At 57.2% G+C, this 17341-nt stretch carries 13 protein-coding genes; 6 read left to right on the top strand and 7 right to left on the bottom strand.

The genetic code is table 11. From position 1 onward, the window contains the following. Window positions 1–83 precede the first annotated feature (83 nt). Window positions 84–821 (bottom strand): carboxylesterase family protein, encoded by a 738-nt coding sequence (locus tag N434_RS17085; RefSeq protein ID WP_110759452.1) that lies wholly within the window; start codon window positions 819–821, stop codon window positions 84–86. Window positions 822–1210: 389 nt separating this feature from the next. Between N434_RS17085 and N434_RS17080 the strand changes: the two genes are divergently transcribed. Then, window positions 1211–3277, top strand: coding sequence for an ATP-dependent helicase (locus N434_RS17080; protein ID WP_110759450.1), 2067 nt, complete (start codon window positions 1211–1213; stop codon window positions 3275–3277). Between the two features lie 48 nt (window positions 3278–3325). Here N434_RS17080 and N434_RS17075 read toward each other — a convergent pair whose 3' ends face one another. Then, window positions 3326–5497, bottom strand: a complete 2172-nt coding sequence (locus tag N434_RS17075; RefSeq protein WP_110759448.1) for a TonB-dependent siderophore receptor — start codon at window positions 5495–5497, stop codon at window positions 3326–3328. A gap of 270 nt (window positions 5498–5767) precedes the next feature. Between N434_RS17075 and N434_RS17070 the strand changes: the two genes are divergently transcribed. The 5 genes from N434_RS17070 (at window position 5768) to N434_RS17050 (ending at window position 10634) form a co-directional block, all read left to right on the top strand. After that, window positions 5768–6592: an ABC transporter ATP-binding protein gene (locus N434_RS17070; RefSeq protein ID WP_286172310.1), complete on the top strand. Its 825-nt coding sequence runs from the start codon at window positions 5768–5770 to the stop codon at window positions 6590–6592. Further along, window positions 6589–7632, top strand: a complete 1044-nt coding sequence (locus N434_RS17065) for a FecCD family ABC transporter permease (RefSeq protein WP_065116920.1) — start codon at window positions 6589–6591, stop codon at window positions 7630–7632. Before N434_RS17070 ends, N434_RS17065 begins: the two co-directional genes overlap by 4 nt. Next, window positions 7629–8669, top strand: coding sequence for a FecCD family ABC transporter permease (locus N434_RS17060; protein ID WP_110759446.1), 1041 nt, complete (start codon window positions 7629–7631; stop codon window positions 8667–8669). The genes N434_RS17065 and N434_RS17060 overlap by 4 nt, the downstream gene beginning before the upstream one ends. Before the next feature lie 7 nt (window positions 8670–8676). After that, entirely contained in the window at window positions 8677–9639 is a 963-nt protein-coding gene (locus N434_RS17055) for an ABC transporter substrate-binding protein (protein ID WP_110759444.1), read from the top strand. Between the two features lie 98 nt (window positions 9640–9737). Next, complete coding sequence (locus N434_RS17050) at window positions 9738–10634, top strand: MurR/RpiR family transcriptional regulator (protein WP_110759671.1); 897 nt, start codon at window positions 9738–9740, stop codon at window positions 10632–10634. A 6-nt stretch (window positions 10635–10640) separates the two neighbouring features. Here N434_RS17050 and N434_RS17045 read toward each other — a convergent pair whose 3' ends face one another. The 5 genes from N434_RS17045 to N434_RS17025 all read right to left on the bottom strand — a co-directional run bounded on the left by N434_RS17045 (window position 10641) and on the right by N434_RS17025 (window position 17325). Then, window positions 10641–11993 carry a hypothetical protein gene (locus N434_RS17045; protein WP_110759442.1) on the bottom strand — a complete coding sequence of 451 codons (1353 nt, stop codon included), beginning with the start codon at window positions 11991–11993 and terminating at the stop codon, window positions 10641–10643. A gap of 97 nt (window positions 11994–12090) precedes the next feature. Next, window positions 12091–13071, bottom strand: coding sequence for an NAD-dependent epimerase/dehydratase family protein (locus N434_RS17040; RefSeq protein WP_110759440.1), 981 nt, complete (start codon window positions 13069–13071; stop codon window positions 12091–12093). Between the two features lie 83 nt (window positions 13072–13154). Further along, window positions 13155–14372, bottom strand: a complete 1218-nt coding sequence (locus tag N434_RS17035) for a glycosyltransferase (protein ID WP_110759438.1) — start codon at window positions 14370–14372, stop codon at window positions 13155–13157. Beyond that, window positions 14369–15640 (bottom strand): glycosyltransferase, encoded by a 1272-nt coding sequence (locus N434_RS17030; RefSeq protein WP_110759436.1) that lies wholly within the window; start codon window positions 15638–15640, stop codon window positions 14369–14371. The genes N434_RS17035 and N434_RS17030 overlap by 4 nt, the downstream gene beginning before the upstream one ends. Window positions 15641–15888: 248 nt before the next feature. Continuing rightward, the gene (locus tag N434_RS17025; RefSeq protein ID WP_110759670.1) at window positions 15889–17325 is read right to left on the bottom strand and encodes a mannose-1-phosphate guanylyltransferase/mannose-6-phosphate isomerase; all 1437 of its coding nucleotides are present in this window, start codon (window positions 17323–17325) and stop codon (window positions 15889–15891) included. Between the last annotated feature and the right edge of the window lie 16 nt (window positions 17326–17341).

The raw sequence follows: 17341 nt of genomic DNA, 5'->3' as shown, positions 1-17341 counted from the left end.
GTCATTCAGGCTGAACCGCCGCCGCCCGGCTGTAACGCCGGGCGGCGCTGCGCATAGCCGATGCGGCGGCGATCCGTTCGGCTTCAGGGAGACGAAGGCATCTTGCCGGGCGTCAGCTTCTGCTCAAGCAGCCACGCCCACATGGCCTCGTCCTTCAGCACTTTCGCCTCGACAGCTTCGTGATCCGTATCCTCGAACACCGTAAGCCGTACATTGCGCTTCAGTTCCTGAAGGCGCTGCACAAGGGCCACCGTGTCGGAAAGCGGTATCACCGCATCATTGGTGCCATGAAAGGCCCAGAAAGCCGTCTTCTCATTGGTGCGGTTGAGGTAATGCCGGATGCCGCCGCCGGCGATCGGCACGACGGCCGCGAAGGTGTCCGGAAATTGCTCGGCCATAGACCACGCGCCAAACCCGCCCCGGCTGTAGCCGATCAGGTAGATGCGGCTGCGGTCCACCCGATGATCAGCCACCACGGACTGCAGAGCGGCCGCGACGCGCTCGATCGGATAGAGCAGTTCCTCGCTCGGGTTTTGCGGCGAAAACACCAGAAAAGGAAAATCACGCCCCTCTTCGACCATTTTCGGCAGGCCGCTCCTCCGCAGCTTTTCAATGTCACTGCCGCCCTGATCACCCCCATGCAGCCAGACGACGAGGGGATAGGTTTTATCCGAACCGGAATAGTCCTTTGGTGTATAGAGCAGGTAGTTGATATCCGAGGCGATTGTGACGTCGGATTTCATGGCCTTCTGTTCAGCCGCCGCAAATGTCGAACTGACTAGAGCGGCAGCGGCGATCAGGCAGAATTTCAGATGTTTCATGGTGTGGTCCTCCCGACAGACAGGCCTCCTCCTGAGGCGTGGTTATTGAACTCGTGGCCGCCGGGTTGGCTCAGGGATTTTCGGAGCGATACGAAAAACACGGCGGCGGCGAGAACGAATGTTTATATATTTCAACTAAATATGAGATTTTCCTATCGAAAATCCTGTCATCGCGACAAAATCGCATCCACCCTGCCCACCGGCTGCCGGGCGGATGTTTCGGCTTCAAGGGCTGGAACAACACGTTCAGCCTTTGTTCTGGATTGCTGTTTGAGTCTTTGCTAATCATTGCGACAACAGGGCAAACATGGCGAGCGGCGGCACAGCCGGCCGGCATTTTGCCCCAAGACCTTCGTCGGACGGACAACCACATATCGGGGATTGCAGGCATGGCGGTTGCCTATCTGGAAAAGTTGAATGAACAGCAGCGCAAGGCGGTGGAGCACGGCGTCGGGCTGGCGGAAGGACAGACGGCCGGCCCGTTATTGATCATTGCCGGTGCCGGTTCCGGCAAGACCAATACGCTTGCCCATCGCGTCGCGCATCTGATCGTGAATGGCGCCGATCCCCGCCGCATCCTGCTGATGACGTTTTCAAGACGCGCCGCCTCAGAGATGTCGCGGCGTGTCGAGCGGATCTGCAAATATGTCATCGGCGGCAATTCGGGAGCGTTGACCGATGCGCTTTCCTGGTCCGGCACATTTCACGGCATTGGCGCGCGCCTTTTGCGCATCTATGCCGAACAGATCGGCCTCAATATCGATTTCACCATCCACGACCGCGAGGACAGCGCCGACCTGATGAATCTTGCCCGGCACGAACTCGGCTTTTCCAAGACCGAAAGCCGTTTTCCGACGAAGGGAACGTGCCTCGCGATCTATTCGCGCGCGGTGAATTCCCAGACGCCGCTGAAGGAAATCCTGCGCCAGCATTATCCATGGGTCGCCAGCTGGGAGAGTGAACTGAAAGAGCTGTTCGCAGCCTATGTCGAGGCCAAGCAGGTCCAGAACGTGCTCGATTACGACGATCTCCTGCTCTACTGGGCGCAGATGGTGAGCGACCCCGTTCTGGCGGACGATATCGGCAACCGCTTCGACCATGTGATGGTCGACGAATATCAGGACACCAACCGGCTGCAGGCCTCGGTGCTGATGGCGCTCAAACCCGGTGGCCGCGGCCTGACCGTAGTGGGTGACGATGCGCAGTCGATCTATTCGTTCCGCGCGGCGACGGTGCGAAACATCCTTGATTTTCCCGCTTCTTTCAGCCCGGCGGCCGATATCATCACGCTGGACCGCAACTATCGCTCGACGCAGCCGATCCTGGCGGCCGCCAATGGCGTCATCGATCTGGCGCGCGAACGGTTTACCAAGAACCTCTGGACCGAGCGGCAGTCGCTCGAGCGCCCCAAGCTCGTGACGGTGAAGGACGAAACCGAGCAGGCGAATTTCATCATCGACCAGATCCTTGCCAATCGCGAGACGGGCATGACACTGAAACAGCAGGCCGTGCTGTTCCGCACCTCCAGCCACAGCGGCCCGCTTGAGGTGGAACTGACCCGCCGCAACATTCCCTTCGTCAAGTTCGGCGGCCTGAAATTCCTCGACAGCGCCCATGTGAAGGACATGCTGGCCGTGCTGCGCTTCGCGCAGAACCCGCGTGACCGCGTCGCCGGTTTCCGGCTGCTGCAGATGTTGCCGGGCATAGGACCGAAGAAGGCCGGCAATATTCTCGATGCGATCGCGACAGACCCTGAGCCGCTGCTTGCCCTTGCCGAAATTCCGCCGCCACCGAAGACCGGCGACGACTGGACGGCTTTCACGCAATTGCTGATGGGGCTGCGGCAGGGGCAAAACGGCTGGCCGGGCGAGATCGGGCAGGCACGGCTGTGGTATGAGCCCCATCTTGAGCGTCTCCACGAGGATGCGGACACCCGCAAGGCGGATTTGCTGCAACTCGAGCAGATCGCCAGCGGCTACGCCTCACGCGAACGTTTTCTGACCGAACTGACGCTCGATCCGCCCGACGCCACCAGCGACCAGGCCGGCGTGCCGCTTCTCGACGAGGATTATCTCAGCCTGTCGACCATTCATTCGGCAAAGGGCCAGGAATGGCGAGCCGTCTTCATCCTGAATGTGGTGGATGGCTGCATCCCCTCCGATCTCGGGGTCGGCACCACCCAGGAGCTGGAGGAAGAGCGCCGGCTGCTTTATGTCGCCATGACGCGCGCCAGGGACAGCCTGTCGCTGATCACGCCGCAGCGCTTCTTCACCGGCGGACAGAACCAGCAGGGCGACCGGCATGTCTACGCCGCAAGAACCCGCTTCATACCGGCAACCCTGCTGCAATTTTTCGAAGCCACCACCTGGCCAGTCATCTCAGCCGCCGCCTCCGAACGCAGCGCACAGCAGATCCGCATCGATGTGGGTGCGCGGATGCGGGCGATGTGGAAATAAAAAGCGGGGTATTCACCCCGCTCTTGGCAAGGAATGTCTGCCCTGCTGTCAGAACTTCACGCTGGCCGTCAGGCTGATGTTGAAGGGTTCGCCCACAGCATTGGCATAGCTGGTGGAGCCGATCGACGAGGTATAATAGGTCTTGTCGAAGATGTTCTTCAGATTGAGCTGCAGTGTCACCGGCTTTTCCAGCTGCAGCGTATAGGTGGCGAAGGCGTCGAAGACCGCGTAACCCGGCAGATAATAGGAATTGTTGTTGATGCCGGGACGCTCACCCACCGCCCGGATGCCACCGCCTATACGCAGCGTATTGCCGCTGGGTCCGATTTCGCCGACATCATAGGCAAGGAAAAGCGAACCGGTGTGGCGGGCCACATTCGGCAGGCGCTTGCCCGCATAGGTGGGATCCTCAAGTACGAGGGCATCCGTATAGGCGTAGCTTGCGATCAGATCGAGATCGTCGGTCAGGCTGCCGGCAATATCGACCTCCACGCCGCGTGAGCGGACGAGGCCCGCGGCCTTCACCGTCGAGACACCGCCGACATCTTCCGAGTAGGCGACATTGCGCTTGCGGGCGTTGAACAGCGCGATATTGGCGTTCAGTCCGGCAAAAAGATCGAACTTGGCGCCAACCTCGTAAGAAATCCCCTCTTCCGGATCGAGCCCGCCATAATAGGCCCCGATCGAAGATTGCGGACGGAAGGTCTTGGCCACATTCGCGTAAAGCGAGGCATCCGGCGTCAGCTTGTAGACAAGGCCGGCATTGGGGATGAGTTCGCCGCCATTCTTCTCGGTATTGACGACGAAGGGACGGCCCTTGCCGGCATAGATGTCGTAATACTGGTAACGCAAGCCACCGACCGCAATCCACTGATCGCTAAGATGCAGGGCGTCCTGCATATAGATCGAGGCGGTGGAGAGCTCTTCCGTCTGGTCACTATCGACCGCCCTGACCGTGGTGCAGGCCGGCAGCTGGCCATAAACGGGATTGTTGATGTTGAAATTGGTGGAATTCGCGCATCGAAGCATGTCAGTGCGCAGGGTATCGCTGTAATCATAGGACGCGCCGAACAGCAGGTCGTTGCGTAGCCCGCCGATTTCGGCCTCACCCGTCAGATCCGCACGCACCGCATGATTATAGATGGTGGAATATTGCGTTGCATCGGCCCGTCGCGTCACCTGCCCCGTGCTGGAATTATAACCCATCACGCGCGCCTGATTGTCGGAATATTCGTTGCGGCTATAGGCGTAATTGAGCGAAAGTTTCCAATCATCGGACAATTGCCGGTCTATGGCGATGCTCGCGAGATCGGATTTGCCGTCGGTGATATTGTAGGCCTCATCCAGCCTGAGCCGTCGGCTGACATTGATGGCCCTGCCGGTCGCGGGATCGAAGATCGTACCGCGATCGAAGGGCACGCTGTAGTCCTCGTGCATGTAGGATACGGTGACATCGGTGTCCTCGCCGCTCCATTTCAGCGAGGGAGCAATCAGCCAGTTCTTCTTTTCTCCGAAATTGCGCCAGTAATCGCTGTTTTCTCCCTGGCCGATCAGGCGATAGGAAAAATCGGTTCCGGCAATCGGGCCGGTAACGTCAAAACCGCCTGATGTGCCATATTTGCCCGCGCCATAGGCGGAAAAGCGCGAATAGGCCTCTGCCGTAAACGTGTCTTCCGGCTTCTTCGTCACGACATTCACCATGCCGCCGGGATCGAGAATGCCATAGAGCGTCGAAGCCGGCCCCTTCAGCACTTCCACCCTTTCGGCCGTATCGTTGAAGGAATGCGGCAGTGCCGTCTTCAGCCCGTTGACGAGGATGGAACCGTCGCGATTATCGCCGAAACCACGGCGGATGACGGCATCCTGCGTGCCGCCCAAGGTATTCGACTGGGTGACGCCGCTGACATTGGCCAGCGCATCATCCAGCGAACGCGCCTGCTGGTCGCGCAGTACCTCGCTCGTCACCACATTGACCGATTGCGGAATATCGAGGATCGGCGTTTCGGTGCGCGTCGCCGTGCCCGTCGTCACCGGCTGATAACCGCGCGCGCCTTTCTTGACATCGGCATTGACGGTTATGGTTTCGAGTACGGTCGTCCCGTCGGCATTTTTCTTCGGCGTTCCGCTCTCCTGCGCAAAGGCAGGCAGAGCGACCCCGGCCAGAAGAAATGCCAGCAGCGCCCGCGAGCCCACCCGAATGATCATCGAACCGTCATGCATCCTGTTTGTCCCCGACTGTCCCAAATCGTCATCGCGACGATGCACCGCTCTTTCAATTGATGAATGTAGTAGTCAACTTTTATTTCCGCAGAAAGCAGGCAAATGCCACGGTTCGAAGGCGGATATTCAGGCATCGACGCTTGCAATCTGGTGCGCCGCCGCCGCTTTCCCGGCAAATCGACCCGTAAAAACCGCTTTTTCGCGGCCCATATACTTGACTACTACAGTCATCAATAATTCTGGTGGCGGTTCATTCGAACGGGGACGATCTTGAGCAGCGGCGACACATTTCCAGGTACGGACACAAGGCTCGCGGCGCAGGCCGTCGAGCTTGCCTATGGCGACCGGCCCGCGCTGACGGAGATGTCGCTCGATATCGTACCGAACCGTTTCACCGTCCTGCTCGGCCCGAACGGCTCGGGAAAATCCACGCTTCTTTCCGCACTCGCCCGCCTGCACAGGCCGACTCGTGGCCATATCCTTCTCGACGGCCGCGACATCTTCCGCCACCCGACACGGGATGTGGCAAGGCGGCTCGGCATGTTGGCGCAGCAGAACCACACACCGGAGGGGCTTTCGGTTTTCGATCTCGTCGCCCGCGGCCGCTATCCCCATCAGGGTTTTCTGAAACAATGGAGTAATGACGACGCCCGCGCGGTGGAGCAGGCATTGTTCGTGACCGGCATGTCCGAACTAGCGGAAAGACCGGTCGACAGCCTTTCCGGCGGTCAGCGGCAGCGCGCCTGGATTGCCATGGCGCTGGCGCAGCAGACGGATATCATTCTGCTGGACGAACCCACGACCTATCTGGACCTGCACCACCAGATAGAGGTGCTGGACATGCTGGCCGGTCTCGTCACGCACCATAACCGCACGATCGTGGCGGTGCTGCATGACATCAATCTTGCCCTGCAATATGCGGACCACCTGATCTTCCTGAAGGATGGCCGGCTGCGGCACCGGCTGGAGACGGCCGCAGCCTGCGATGCCGAAATCATCGCGGATGTGTTCGACATGCGTGTCACCCAGCTTACACATCCGGCAACGGCCCGGCCGGTGTTTCTTCCCCTGCCCGGGCGGACCGGCGCGGCATGATACCCGGCACCGCAAACAATACCCTGCCGACCTTGCAGATGCAGGCTTGTGGCCGTGCACTTTCGGCAGCGTTCTGCCTGCTGCTGGCGATACTGCTTCTGACACTGGCACATATTGCCACCGGCCCGCGCCCGGTCGCACCCCATGTCCTGCATGACCTGATATTTTCCTACGATGCCCGCAATTTCGACCAGCAGGTCTTGCTGCGACTGCGCCTTCCACGCCTGCTGGCGGCGCTGCAGGCCGGCGCCTGCCTTGGGGTGGCCGGGCTTCTGCTGCAGACACTGCTGCGAAACCCGCTCGGCGAACCGCATATTCTCGGCCTGAACGCCGGCGCAAGCCTTGCCGTCGTCGCAGCCACGGTCACACCGCTCGGGCTGATCGCCACGCCTGCCCTGCGGCCATTGCTGGCGGCCACGGGAGCGGGCGTCAGTTTCTCCCTCGTTCTTCTCCTCGCCTCGTCCGGACGACAGGGACTAACACCCGCAAAACTCATCTTTTGCGGCATAGCGCTTTCCACGCTTGCGGGAACGCTGACCTCCGCCATTCTCATACTCAATGAAGAAACATTGCAGCAGATGCGCTTCTGGCTGGTGGGCGACACGGCCGGTGTTTCGATGACAATAGTAGCGGCGGCCCTGCCTGCAGCCGGCATCGCACTTATCCTTGCCATTGCCGTGGCTCCGCGGCTCGATCTCCTGACGCTCGGCGATAGCGCCGCTGCGGCCCTGGGCGTATCCGTCCGCGCAACCCGGTTACTGGCGCTCGCCTCCATCTCGCTGTTTTGCGGCGCGGCCATCGCCACCGTCGGTCCGATCGGTTTTGTCGGGCTTGTGGTGCCGCCGCTCGTCGCGCGTCTCAGGATCGGGCGGCTTCTGCTGGCCATTCCACTTGCGGCGCTCGGCGGCGCGGCCCTGCTGATCGCCGCCGACCTTGCCGCCCGGCTGATCCTCCTGCCGAAGGAACTGCCGACGGGTGCGATGACCGGCCTTGTCGGCGCACCGATCTTTCTCTGGCTGGTGCGCAGGGTGCTGAAATGAACCGTTATCAGGTCGTCCGACTGGGGTGCTTTTCCGTCCGCTTCATGCCTTCGCGGCTCACCATTCTGCTCGCACTTTTCCTCTGCCTGACGCTTGTCGCCCTGTGGTCGCTCACCGCCGGCAGCCAGCATATCCCCGCCTCGGCCCTGTGGTCGCTTGTGATCGCAACCAACACCGATCCCGTCATGACCGACGCAGCCGTGGTTCTCGACTTCCGGCTGTCGCGACTGGCGCTTGCGATGGTGGCCGGCGCCATGCTCGGCATTGCCGGCGTCATCATGCAGGCCACGACCCGTAACGGTCTTGCCGATCCCGGCCTGCTCGGCGTGCGAGAAGGCGCATCGCTTGCCGTGCTAGGCTGCGCGTTCCTGCTGCCCGCCCTGCCGGTGGTGTTGCGCCCCGCTGCTGGCATCGCAGGGGGGATGGCGAGTGCCGCGTTCATTTTCAGCCTTTCCGGCCCGACCTCGCGCCTGCGCTTCGTGCTGACCGGCATCGGATTTTCATGGTTCTTGTCAGCTTTGCTGCTTATCCTTATGGCATCGCTTGATATTCGCAACCTGCAGACAGCGATGATCTGGATGGCGGGAAACCTGCAGGGGGCAAACTGGACCGCGGTTCGGATTCTGGGCGCTATCCTCATTCTCGCCATTGGCCTCCTGCTTCTGGTCGCCCGCAGTGCCGATGCACAGGCACTCGGCGACAATGCCGCAGCCGCACTTGGTGTCTTGACACGCCCGCTTTCCGCGCTGCAGGTCACGCTTGCGGTCGCCCTCACGGCGTCCTGTGTTTCCTTCACCGGCAGTATCGGCTTTGTTGGCCTGCTTGGCCCGCATATCACCCGGCTTTTATTGCCTGGCAGCTCCTATGCCGGACTGGTCCTCGGGGCGGGACTGACGGGCGCAACGCTGGTGGCATCCGCTGACACCCTTGCCCGCACCGCCTTTTCACCGCTGGAGCTGCCGACCGGCATCGTTCTTTCCGCCATCGGCGCACCCACCCTTCTCGCCCTCCTCTGGTTTCACCGGCATCGCCTATAGGTCTTCCATGCGCAAACCACTTCTCGTCCTTCTTTCAGTCGCCGGGCTATTTACCGCCGCAACCATGGTCCGTGCAGACGAAATCACCCGGACTTTTACCGACGATCTCGGCCGTAATGTTTCCATTCCCGCAAAACCGAAACGCATCGTGACCTTGCACGATATCGACCTCACCATACCGCTGATCGAACTTGGCGTGATGCCGGTGGGCAGCCACGGCCGCATGGGTGCGAACGGCAAACCCTATCTACGCTCCAGCGCGATCCTGACAGGGATCGACTTCGACAATAGCGACATCGCCTATATCGGCTCCATCAATGCCGATCTGGAAGCGATCGTCGCCCTCAAGCCCGACCTGATCCTCACCGAACCCGACCGCCCGACCGCCATCGAAAAACTGGAACGGATCGCCCCCACCGTCGCCATCGACAATACCAGGGATGGTGCGCCGCATATCTACAAAGTGCTTGCCGAACTGACCGGCACGGAACAGCGCCTCGCCATTCTGGACCGGCGCTACCGGGCGCAGATCGAGGCGCTGAAGGCTTCGGTCGATACAGGCACCATCACGGTTTCGGTGTTCCAGCCACTCAACGGCAAGATCAGCGTCTACCACACCTATCGGGCGCTGGGGCGCGTGCTGCGCGATGCGGGTTTCCGTTTCCCGGCCATCATCGACGACATACCGCAAGGCGATCGCATCGAAATCAGCGCCGAGCGGCTGCCGGAACTCGATGCCGATATCATCTTCGATCCCTATCGTTCCGATACAGGCGCTTCGCCGCAGACGGAAATCGACATGATGGAAGCCGTGATGCCCGGCTTCTGCAGTTTCCTCAAGGCCTGCCGCGAAGGCCGTTACATTCTCCTGCCACGCGAGGAAGCAATTTCCAATTCCTATGCCGCGCTCAGCCTCATGATCTCCGCCGTCCAGTCACATTTGACCGCGCGGCCAGCAACAAGAGATTAAAGGAACAGGACCGACGCCAACAAAAGCGCTTGCCTCCAGGCTTCGCACACTGCTAATCCGAGAAGAAGAGTATGAAACTCACCTTCACGGAAATACCCATGGCGGCTGGCGAAACGCAGACTTCAAGGCTTCGGCGCATCGACCGGTTCGGCGATCAATTGCGCAAGCGCCGTGATCGCCTGTCACCCGGCCTGCTTGCCGTTGCCGAATATATTGATGGCCATCGCCATGCAGTCCTCGGTAAATCGGCGCTGGAAATCGGTTTCGAGACCAATACGTCAGATGCGACCGTCATCCGCGCCATCCAGGCACTCGGTTTTCAGGGGCTGGTCGATCTGAAGGAGACGCTGGAAGCCTATCTCGGCGTGACGGACTCGCCTGTGGAAAAAATGGCGGCCACGACCAAATCGATGTCCGGCAATTCGGATGCCGCCATCGACTTCGTTCTTGAAAACCAGAAAAACACACTGGAAATGCTCGCCAACGCGGAAAACCGAGAAGCCATGGCCGCCGCCGTGCGGCTTCTTTCGCAAGCCCGCGGCATCGGCGTACTCGGCATCGGCGCCTCCGGCATCATCGCCACCTATGCGGCGAGGTTGTTCCAGCGCTCGGGCGTCCGCTCCTATGCGCTCAATGCGACAGGCATCACGCTCGCCGAACAGCTGCTCGATCTTGAAAACGGTCACGTCCTCATCATGCTGCTGCACGGCCGCGCCCACCGCGAAGCCCAGACCGCCATCGCCGAGGCAGGCCGTCTCGACATCCCCATCATCATGCTGCTTGGCCAGGAAGACAGCGTTCTCAAGAAACACGCCACCGCCTGCCTCTTCCTGCCCCGCGCCAAAAACGAGGGCGTGGCACTGCACGCCCCTTCCCTGATCGCGATGGAAACCCTCGCACTCGCCCTCTCCGGCGCCCGACCGGACCGGAGCCTGGAAACCTTGGAGCGGCTGGTGGAGCTGAGAACGTCGATCAGGCCGCATAAGCGGGTGTAACCAGCCTTACACCTTGACTATTTCTATGTCGTAGAGCGTAAAGGATGAGGGCCCGTCAATGAAAACACGCGTTTCAAAAGCCTCCCCATTCTCCATTTCCGCATAAACCGCGTATTTGACGATTGATATAATATCATTCGTTCCCATTATCTGGGCGCTCGCCAGTTGTTCGGCATGACCGGGAATGCAACGGCAAAAATCCGCCTGACCGCAAACAACATCAACATCTGACGAACATCTATATCTTATTTTTATCTCGTAGTGCCCCGTCTCCAAGGGAAGATAAGGCCCGAAGCAAATATAACCCTTTTGCTGCCTCGCCTCCCTTCCACCGTAAGGAACGATGTTTGTCTCAACAGCAGACTGCAAATCGCAAGCAAACATTCTCCTGACCGTTGTTGGAGCGCCATAATCCATTTCAATTTGGGCGGTAGGCGCATGACCGGAACTGCCGGAAAATTTCACGGGAATAATTGTCTCGATAAATTTCTGCGCGTAGAACCAGTCTCTTTCAGAGGCGCAAATTGACAAGTACAATTGACTATCGGGCCCTTCAAACAAGGACGTGGGGTCAATAATACCATAGCCCCTCCGAACAAGAGGCACGAAACCCTCTTCCTGAGAGACCTTCAGTTCGCTACGGTCACTCAGAGACCAGAAAAATGGATAGTGTTGATATGGCGCTATCGTTGAGTGACCAAATCCTACGATGTAATCTCCAAACCGCAAGGCATTGGATCCACCTCTGTGGACCGCGAACCCGTCATGTCGAGCTCTGGCGTTCCAGGGAATGTCCTTGTAACAAACGACACTCCCCTCCCCCGTATCGGGATCGATGTCCAAGGTCACCAGGGGATCAAAGCCATGGACCACGCCTATAGTTTTGCCGTTGCAATAAGGTGCCCAATTTTTCCCGTAATTGAAGAACGGAGTAGTGATATTGACGGGTTTCAGATCACTTCGAGAAACGCTGTACAGATAGTACTCTCTCTCTGATTTCAGAGAGCCCCGGTAGAGAATGATCAGATCCCCGTTAAAAACGAGAACACGTGGATCGTTGCCGGAACCAACAACCCAAGTCTCTATCTGGGTCAACCCACCCTCGTCTTCCTCCCAGCATGTTAAAACTATGTCACTGACATAGCTTGACGTGTCTTCCGGCCATTTATCAGGATCGAAAATTACGTGCCGCCGGTGCGCAGACCAATACTTTCCGCACCAGAAGGCAAATGAGAAAAAGCAGTCAATAATTCCACCCGTCTTGACTTCGCTACATCTTTCAAAACCAGATTGCGTGCGATTGAATCTCAAGACGTTTCCCCCATTTTTGACCGAAATCTGGTCATCCTGCCAAGCCAAGCTCGATGTCGTTGACGATGGAGGATCGGCAAATCGCTTAGCGGCCTCCCCTCTTCGGGGAGGCCGCGCGCCATTGCATAACTAGTTAGTCTTCGCTTCAGCTATTCTTGCGAATTTGCTGCTCGATCCAAGCATAGGTTTTTTCAAGACCAGCGGTCAGCCCGGCCGTGGGCCGCCATCCCAGTTTTTCCTGAATCAAACGGTTGTCGGAATTTCTCCCACGCACGCCTGTCGGGCCTGCAATGTGATTTTTGTGCAGCTTCTTTCCTGCGATATCACTCACGATGTCGACCAACTGATTGATCGTCACCATCTCATCGGAGCCAATGTTTACCGGCCCTTCAAACGATGGGGAACGCGTGAGTCGAACCGTACCCTCAACGCATTCATCAATATAGAGGAACGAGCGCGTCTGGTTACCATCTCCCCATATCTCGATTTCACCGTTGTTGGCGGCGAGTGCCACCTTACGGCAGACTGCCGCGGGAGCCTTTTCTTTTCCGCCCTGCCACGTCCCCTCGGGGCCAAAAATATTATGATATCTAGCCACCCGGTTCGCCATGCCGTAGTTGCGGTTATAAGCGAGATACAAACGCTCCGAGAACAGCTTTTCCCAACCATATTCAGAGTCAGGCGCTGCGGGATAAGCCGACTCTTCACTGCAATTCGGATTATCTGGGTCTTCCTGATTATACGCTGGATACATGCAGGCGGACGACGAATAGAAAACCTTTTTGATATTACGTTTTCTGGCAACGTCAGCGATATTGAGGTTAATCGTCGCGGAGTTATGCATTATGTCGGCGTCGTGTTCGCCGGTAAAAATATAACCGGCACCGCCCATATCCGCTGCGAGCTGATAAACCTCGTCAAAGCGCCTGTCGACAATCGAGCTACAGAGATTTTGATCGCGGAGATCGCCGACTACGAAATCGTCAGCCTCAGTTTCCGTGAAGTCCGGAAACTTCAAGTCGACGCCCCGGACCCAGAAACCCTCTCGCTTCAATCGCTTAACCAGGTGACTACCTATAAAGCCGCCCGCTCCGCAAACCAGAGCCGTCTTCACTACATTCGCCATATTTACCTCTGCTTTATGCCTATCTGACTACACCCAGCATAGATTCCCAAGCGTCCTTGTTATTAAAACGTCGAAAAGTCAAGCTACTTGGCTTTGCCCGCCCGCCGCCGTCTACGTCTCTTTTTCCGCTCCAAAAGCCGCACAAAAACTCCTGTCAGCACTCCTCGGCGCAGAGACTCTTTAAACAAATCCGAAAACGAGAGTTTCGACGCCTCGGTACCCGTCATCCCTCGACGGCGCAGTTTTTTCAGTCTTCTGATAAATTTCGGGAATCTTCTCGAAGCAAACTTCACCGCATATAAATAATTGTCGGCGAGAGCGATTTCCTTGTCTCTTAAATCCGGTTTCGGCGTGCTCTTAATAAGAAAGCGGATATCATTTACGCTGGCGTTCCAACGCTCCACGCCCTTCAGATAATATTCCCGCGCATTGTGTGCGACTTTTTCGACATTCACATCTATTATTGTTTTACTGCGCACACTTCCCCGGATTATATCTTCATAATCCAAAAGAATGCCATTCACACCGTCCACGATATATTCATTAGCGGTCGGTTCATCATGCGCGATTACGAGCATACCCCGAGCCAGTGCCTCTATCATCGACAGGCCGATCCCCTCGCTGAAGCGCGGGCAGATATAGACATTACAACGAACGAGCGCCTCCTTATAACCGAGCGCATCGTCAGTGAAATAGGAAACGCTGTCGCAACCAACCGGTTCCCAGTCATCAGGGGCTTCCGTATCGGGAGCATTATGAACATGCATTGCCAAATCTAAATTAGACAGCGCCTTTTCACGGGCGTGAATTCCCGATGCGATTTCCTGTGCAAAAGCGTAAGTCAAACCTTGTTCGGGCCGCCGTTGCCAGAAGAAGAAACGAAGCCCATCACCAAAATTGGCCTGCGGCACAGGAACATGCTTCACATTATAATACTGGAAATAGAAACTTTCGATCCCGAGCGATGTAAGCCGAAGATGCAGCGCCTTGGAGAAGCTCACAAAACGGGCCTGTTTCATCCCAATCCAATATATATCGGGTACATTCGCTACGCCGTCATACATCGGAATGCATACAACACGAATTCCCCGCATCAGGAAATAAGGCGCGCAGAACTCTGTCTGCCAGCAAACTACCAGTTCATATTCCTTGTCTGCAATCGACTTTATTAAATCACGACTATCCGTTTCCGCATAATATATATCAACGTCGAAATCCTTTTGCAGAATATCGACAAAGAAATTACTTGACCGCGTTTTGCGATGAAACGGGTGATCGATAAAAGCTATACTTTTCTTCATTTCGTCAGCCTGCTTACGGTGACATTCAGCCCGGCATCAAAATCCTTCTCATATAGAGAACGGGCATTCGCGACGATCGCACGAACCTCTTCGCCATCGAGTTCAGAAAGTTGAATTACCTTGTCAGAGAACTCGCGGTCACTATCAGCCAAGAAACCATTTCCATAGCGCTTCACCAGATCAGACATCCCCAAGCCCGAGCTGCACACGAACATACGACCGATTGCCATCCCCTCCTGGTAAACTGCCGACCCTCGCAGAGCATAAGTATCAGAATCGTAGGGCATGACAATAATATCCGCCCTGGAATACATATCGTCAATATCCGCCTGTTTCATCCTTGCAGGGTGCAAATCCAGCATATCAACGGAGCGTAGCATATCCGAATATCGCGCACGAAAATACTTATCGCTTTCACGCATATTCTGAACTTCAAATGTAAAGCTTCCCTCGCCCTTCCGTTTTATAATTCCCCTTATTATCGAATACAATCTCAGAAACCCCTTATCGGCTCGTCCTTGACCAGGGGAACATATGTTTTTCACCGTAGCCCACTTTATTGGCTGCAAGGGCAGCGCAAAGGGATAAGGGAGGTATTCGACGTGATGGCCCAATATCCTTGACGTAAAATCGGCATAGGTGATGGTTTCAGCAGAGAGGGAAATGGACGTACCCCCGAGGATGGCTTTACGGATCACCTCAAAAAACTTCGCGCGACCGAGACCACCGCTGTATGTCGTTCCCTCTGCTACACCGATTAACCTTATGCCGACGCTGGGTCGCTCGTCTTTTTCAAACTCTTCCAGATATTCCAGAAGTGAAACGACCCCATAGTGCTCCGCACTTGGGAAAAAAATCACATCATCCTTGGTAAATCTATACTTACGAAATAACGAACGCCAATTTTGAAGCGTCATTCGCTTCGTATACTCAATACCGAGATATCTCTCAGCGATGGCATTCAGAAGAAACCTGGCCCTCATCCCCAGACTGGAGCCACCACGTCCCTTTGCTTTTGTTGACGAGCCCCCGCCAGATACATTTTTTGCCGGCGGCGTCGGGACAATGCCCGAATATGGAAAATACAGGACCCTCTCGACCAAAGAAGATTGTTCAGCATATTCGGGAAGATATTTCGTCGCTAGGCATATTGCTTCGTCATAAAACGGCTCCATGGCAGCTTTGAACAAGACCAGCGCATTAAGATTGTGGCCGAACGGGAGAACACACATGTGATCGACCAGGAATATGCGTTTTCTACTCGTCATTAACGTCCACTCACTCTCTCGATTCTGCGACGTCTATCACAACTTGTAACGATATCGATAGGGCGTATAATTATAGCCAAATAATTTCCACAGCCACGCAGCACCTGCGGTAACAGATACCGTTACGCCACAGGCTTTGACGCCACAGAAAACGTCCACCCTAGGTAGTCTCCCCGGATTTAATCTGAATTTCGGAGAATGGAACTAGGAGCATTGCCCAAAACGGACTGGGAGCCGGACGCAAAGCTTCAGGATCGCATTCTGTTATAGTCATCTTCAATTTTCACCACATCATCCTCGCCGATATAGGCCCCGGTCTGGATTTCGACCAGTTCGAGCGGGATCTGGCCCTCGTTTGCCAGACGGTGCGGCTGACCGATCGGGATATAGACCGACTGGTTTTCCGTCAGAAGCCGCGTTTCCTCGCCCATCGTCACCGTCGCCGTGCCCTTGACCACGATCCAGTGTTCCGAGCGATGATAATGTTTCTGGAACGAGATCCGATGGCCGGGATCGACCGTGATGTGGCCGACCCGGTAACGTTCGTCCACATACATGTGTTCGATATAACCCCAGGGACGATAAACACGCTTGTGGCTCTGCGTCCGCGGCGCATGTTCGCCGTCCTTCAGCGTCTCCACCAGACCCTTCACATCCTGCACCCGGTTCTTCGGCACCACCAGAACCGCATCCTTGGTGGCCACCACCACCAGATCCTTCGCCCCCACCACCGTCGTCAGCAGTTGCGTGGAGTGAATGAGGCAGCCTTCGGAATCGATGAAGACGCCATCGCCTTCCAGCGCATTGTCATTGCCGCGCTTGTCGGCGATCTCCCAGATCGCATCCCAGCTGCCGATATCCGACCAGCGGAAATGGCCATGCACCACCGCCATGCGTCTGGTTTTTTCGATCACCGCATAGTCGATGGAATTTTTCGGCGAGGCCTCGAAGCTTTCCTGATGCAGACGCACAAAACCGAGGTCGCTTTCATATTGCTCGACCGCCTGCGTCACCGCCGAAAGAATCTCCGGCGCGAAGGCCTTGAGTTCGGCGATCATCACATCGGAGCGGAACAGGAAGTTGCCGGAGTTCCAGAGATAGCCCTTTTCCAGATAGGAGATCGCCGTCTTCATGTCAGGCTTTTCCACGAAGGCGTCGACCGTGCTCAGGTCCTCCTCGCCGTCGATCGCCTCGCCCGGCTTGATATAGCCATAGGAGGTGCGCGGCTCGCTCGGCACCAGGCCGAAGACGACAATATTGCCCTGATCGGCAGCCTTGGCCCCGAGTTTCACGGCGTCGGAGAACTTGTCGGCATCGAGCACCACATGGTCGGCGGCAAGCGCCAGCACCAGACATCCCGGCTCGCGACGCTCCGCCAGCACGGCGGCAGCCGCCATGGCCGCAGCGCTGTCGCGGCGGGCGGGTTCAAGCACCACCGTTGCCGGCAGGCCGATCTCTTCCGCCTGACGGCGGGCGAAAAAACGGAAATCCTCGTTGGTGATGACGAGCGGCTCGGCATAAAGCCCCTTGTCGCCCACCCGCATCAGCGTCTGCTGATAGGTCGAAAGATTGCCGACCAGCGGCTGGAACTGCTTCGGCAGCTGATCACGCGAGACAGGCCAGAGACGCGAACCGGCACCGCCAGCAAGAAGAACCGGCGTGATCTTTCGGGTGTGTTCCTTCACGACAAAACCTTTCCAA

Origin of the sequence: Rhizobium sp. UGM030330-04, from assembly GCF_003208455.1 — a bacterium.
GTDB lineage: Bacteria > Pseudomonadota > Alphaproteobacteria > Rhizobiales > Rhizobiaceae > Agrobacterium > Agrobacterium rhizogenes_A.
Note: the sequence above shows the minus strand (reverse complement) of the source record. Positions and strands in the feature narration are given on the sequence as shown.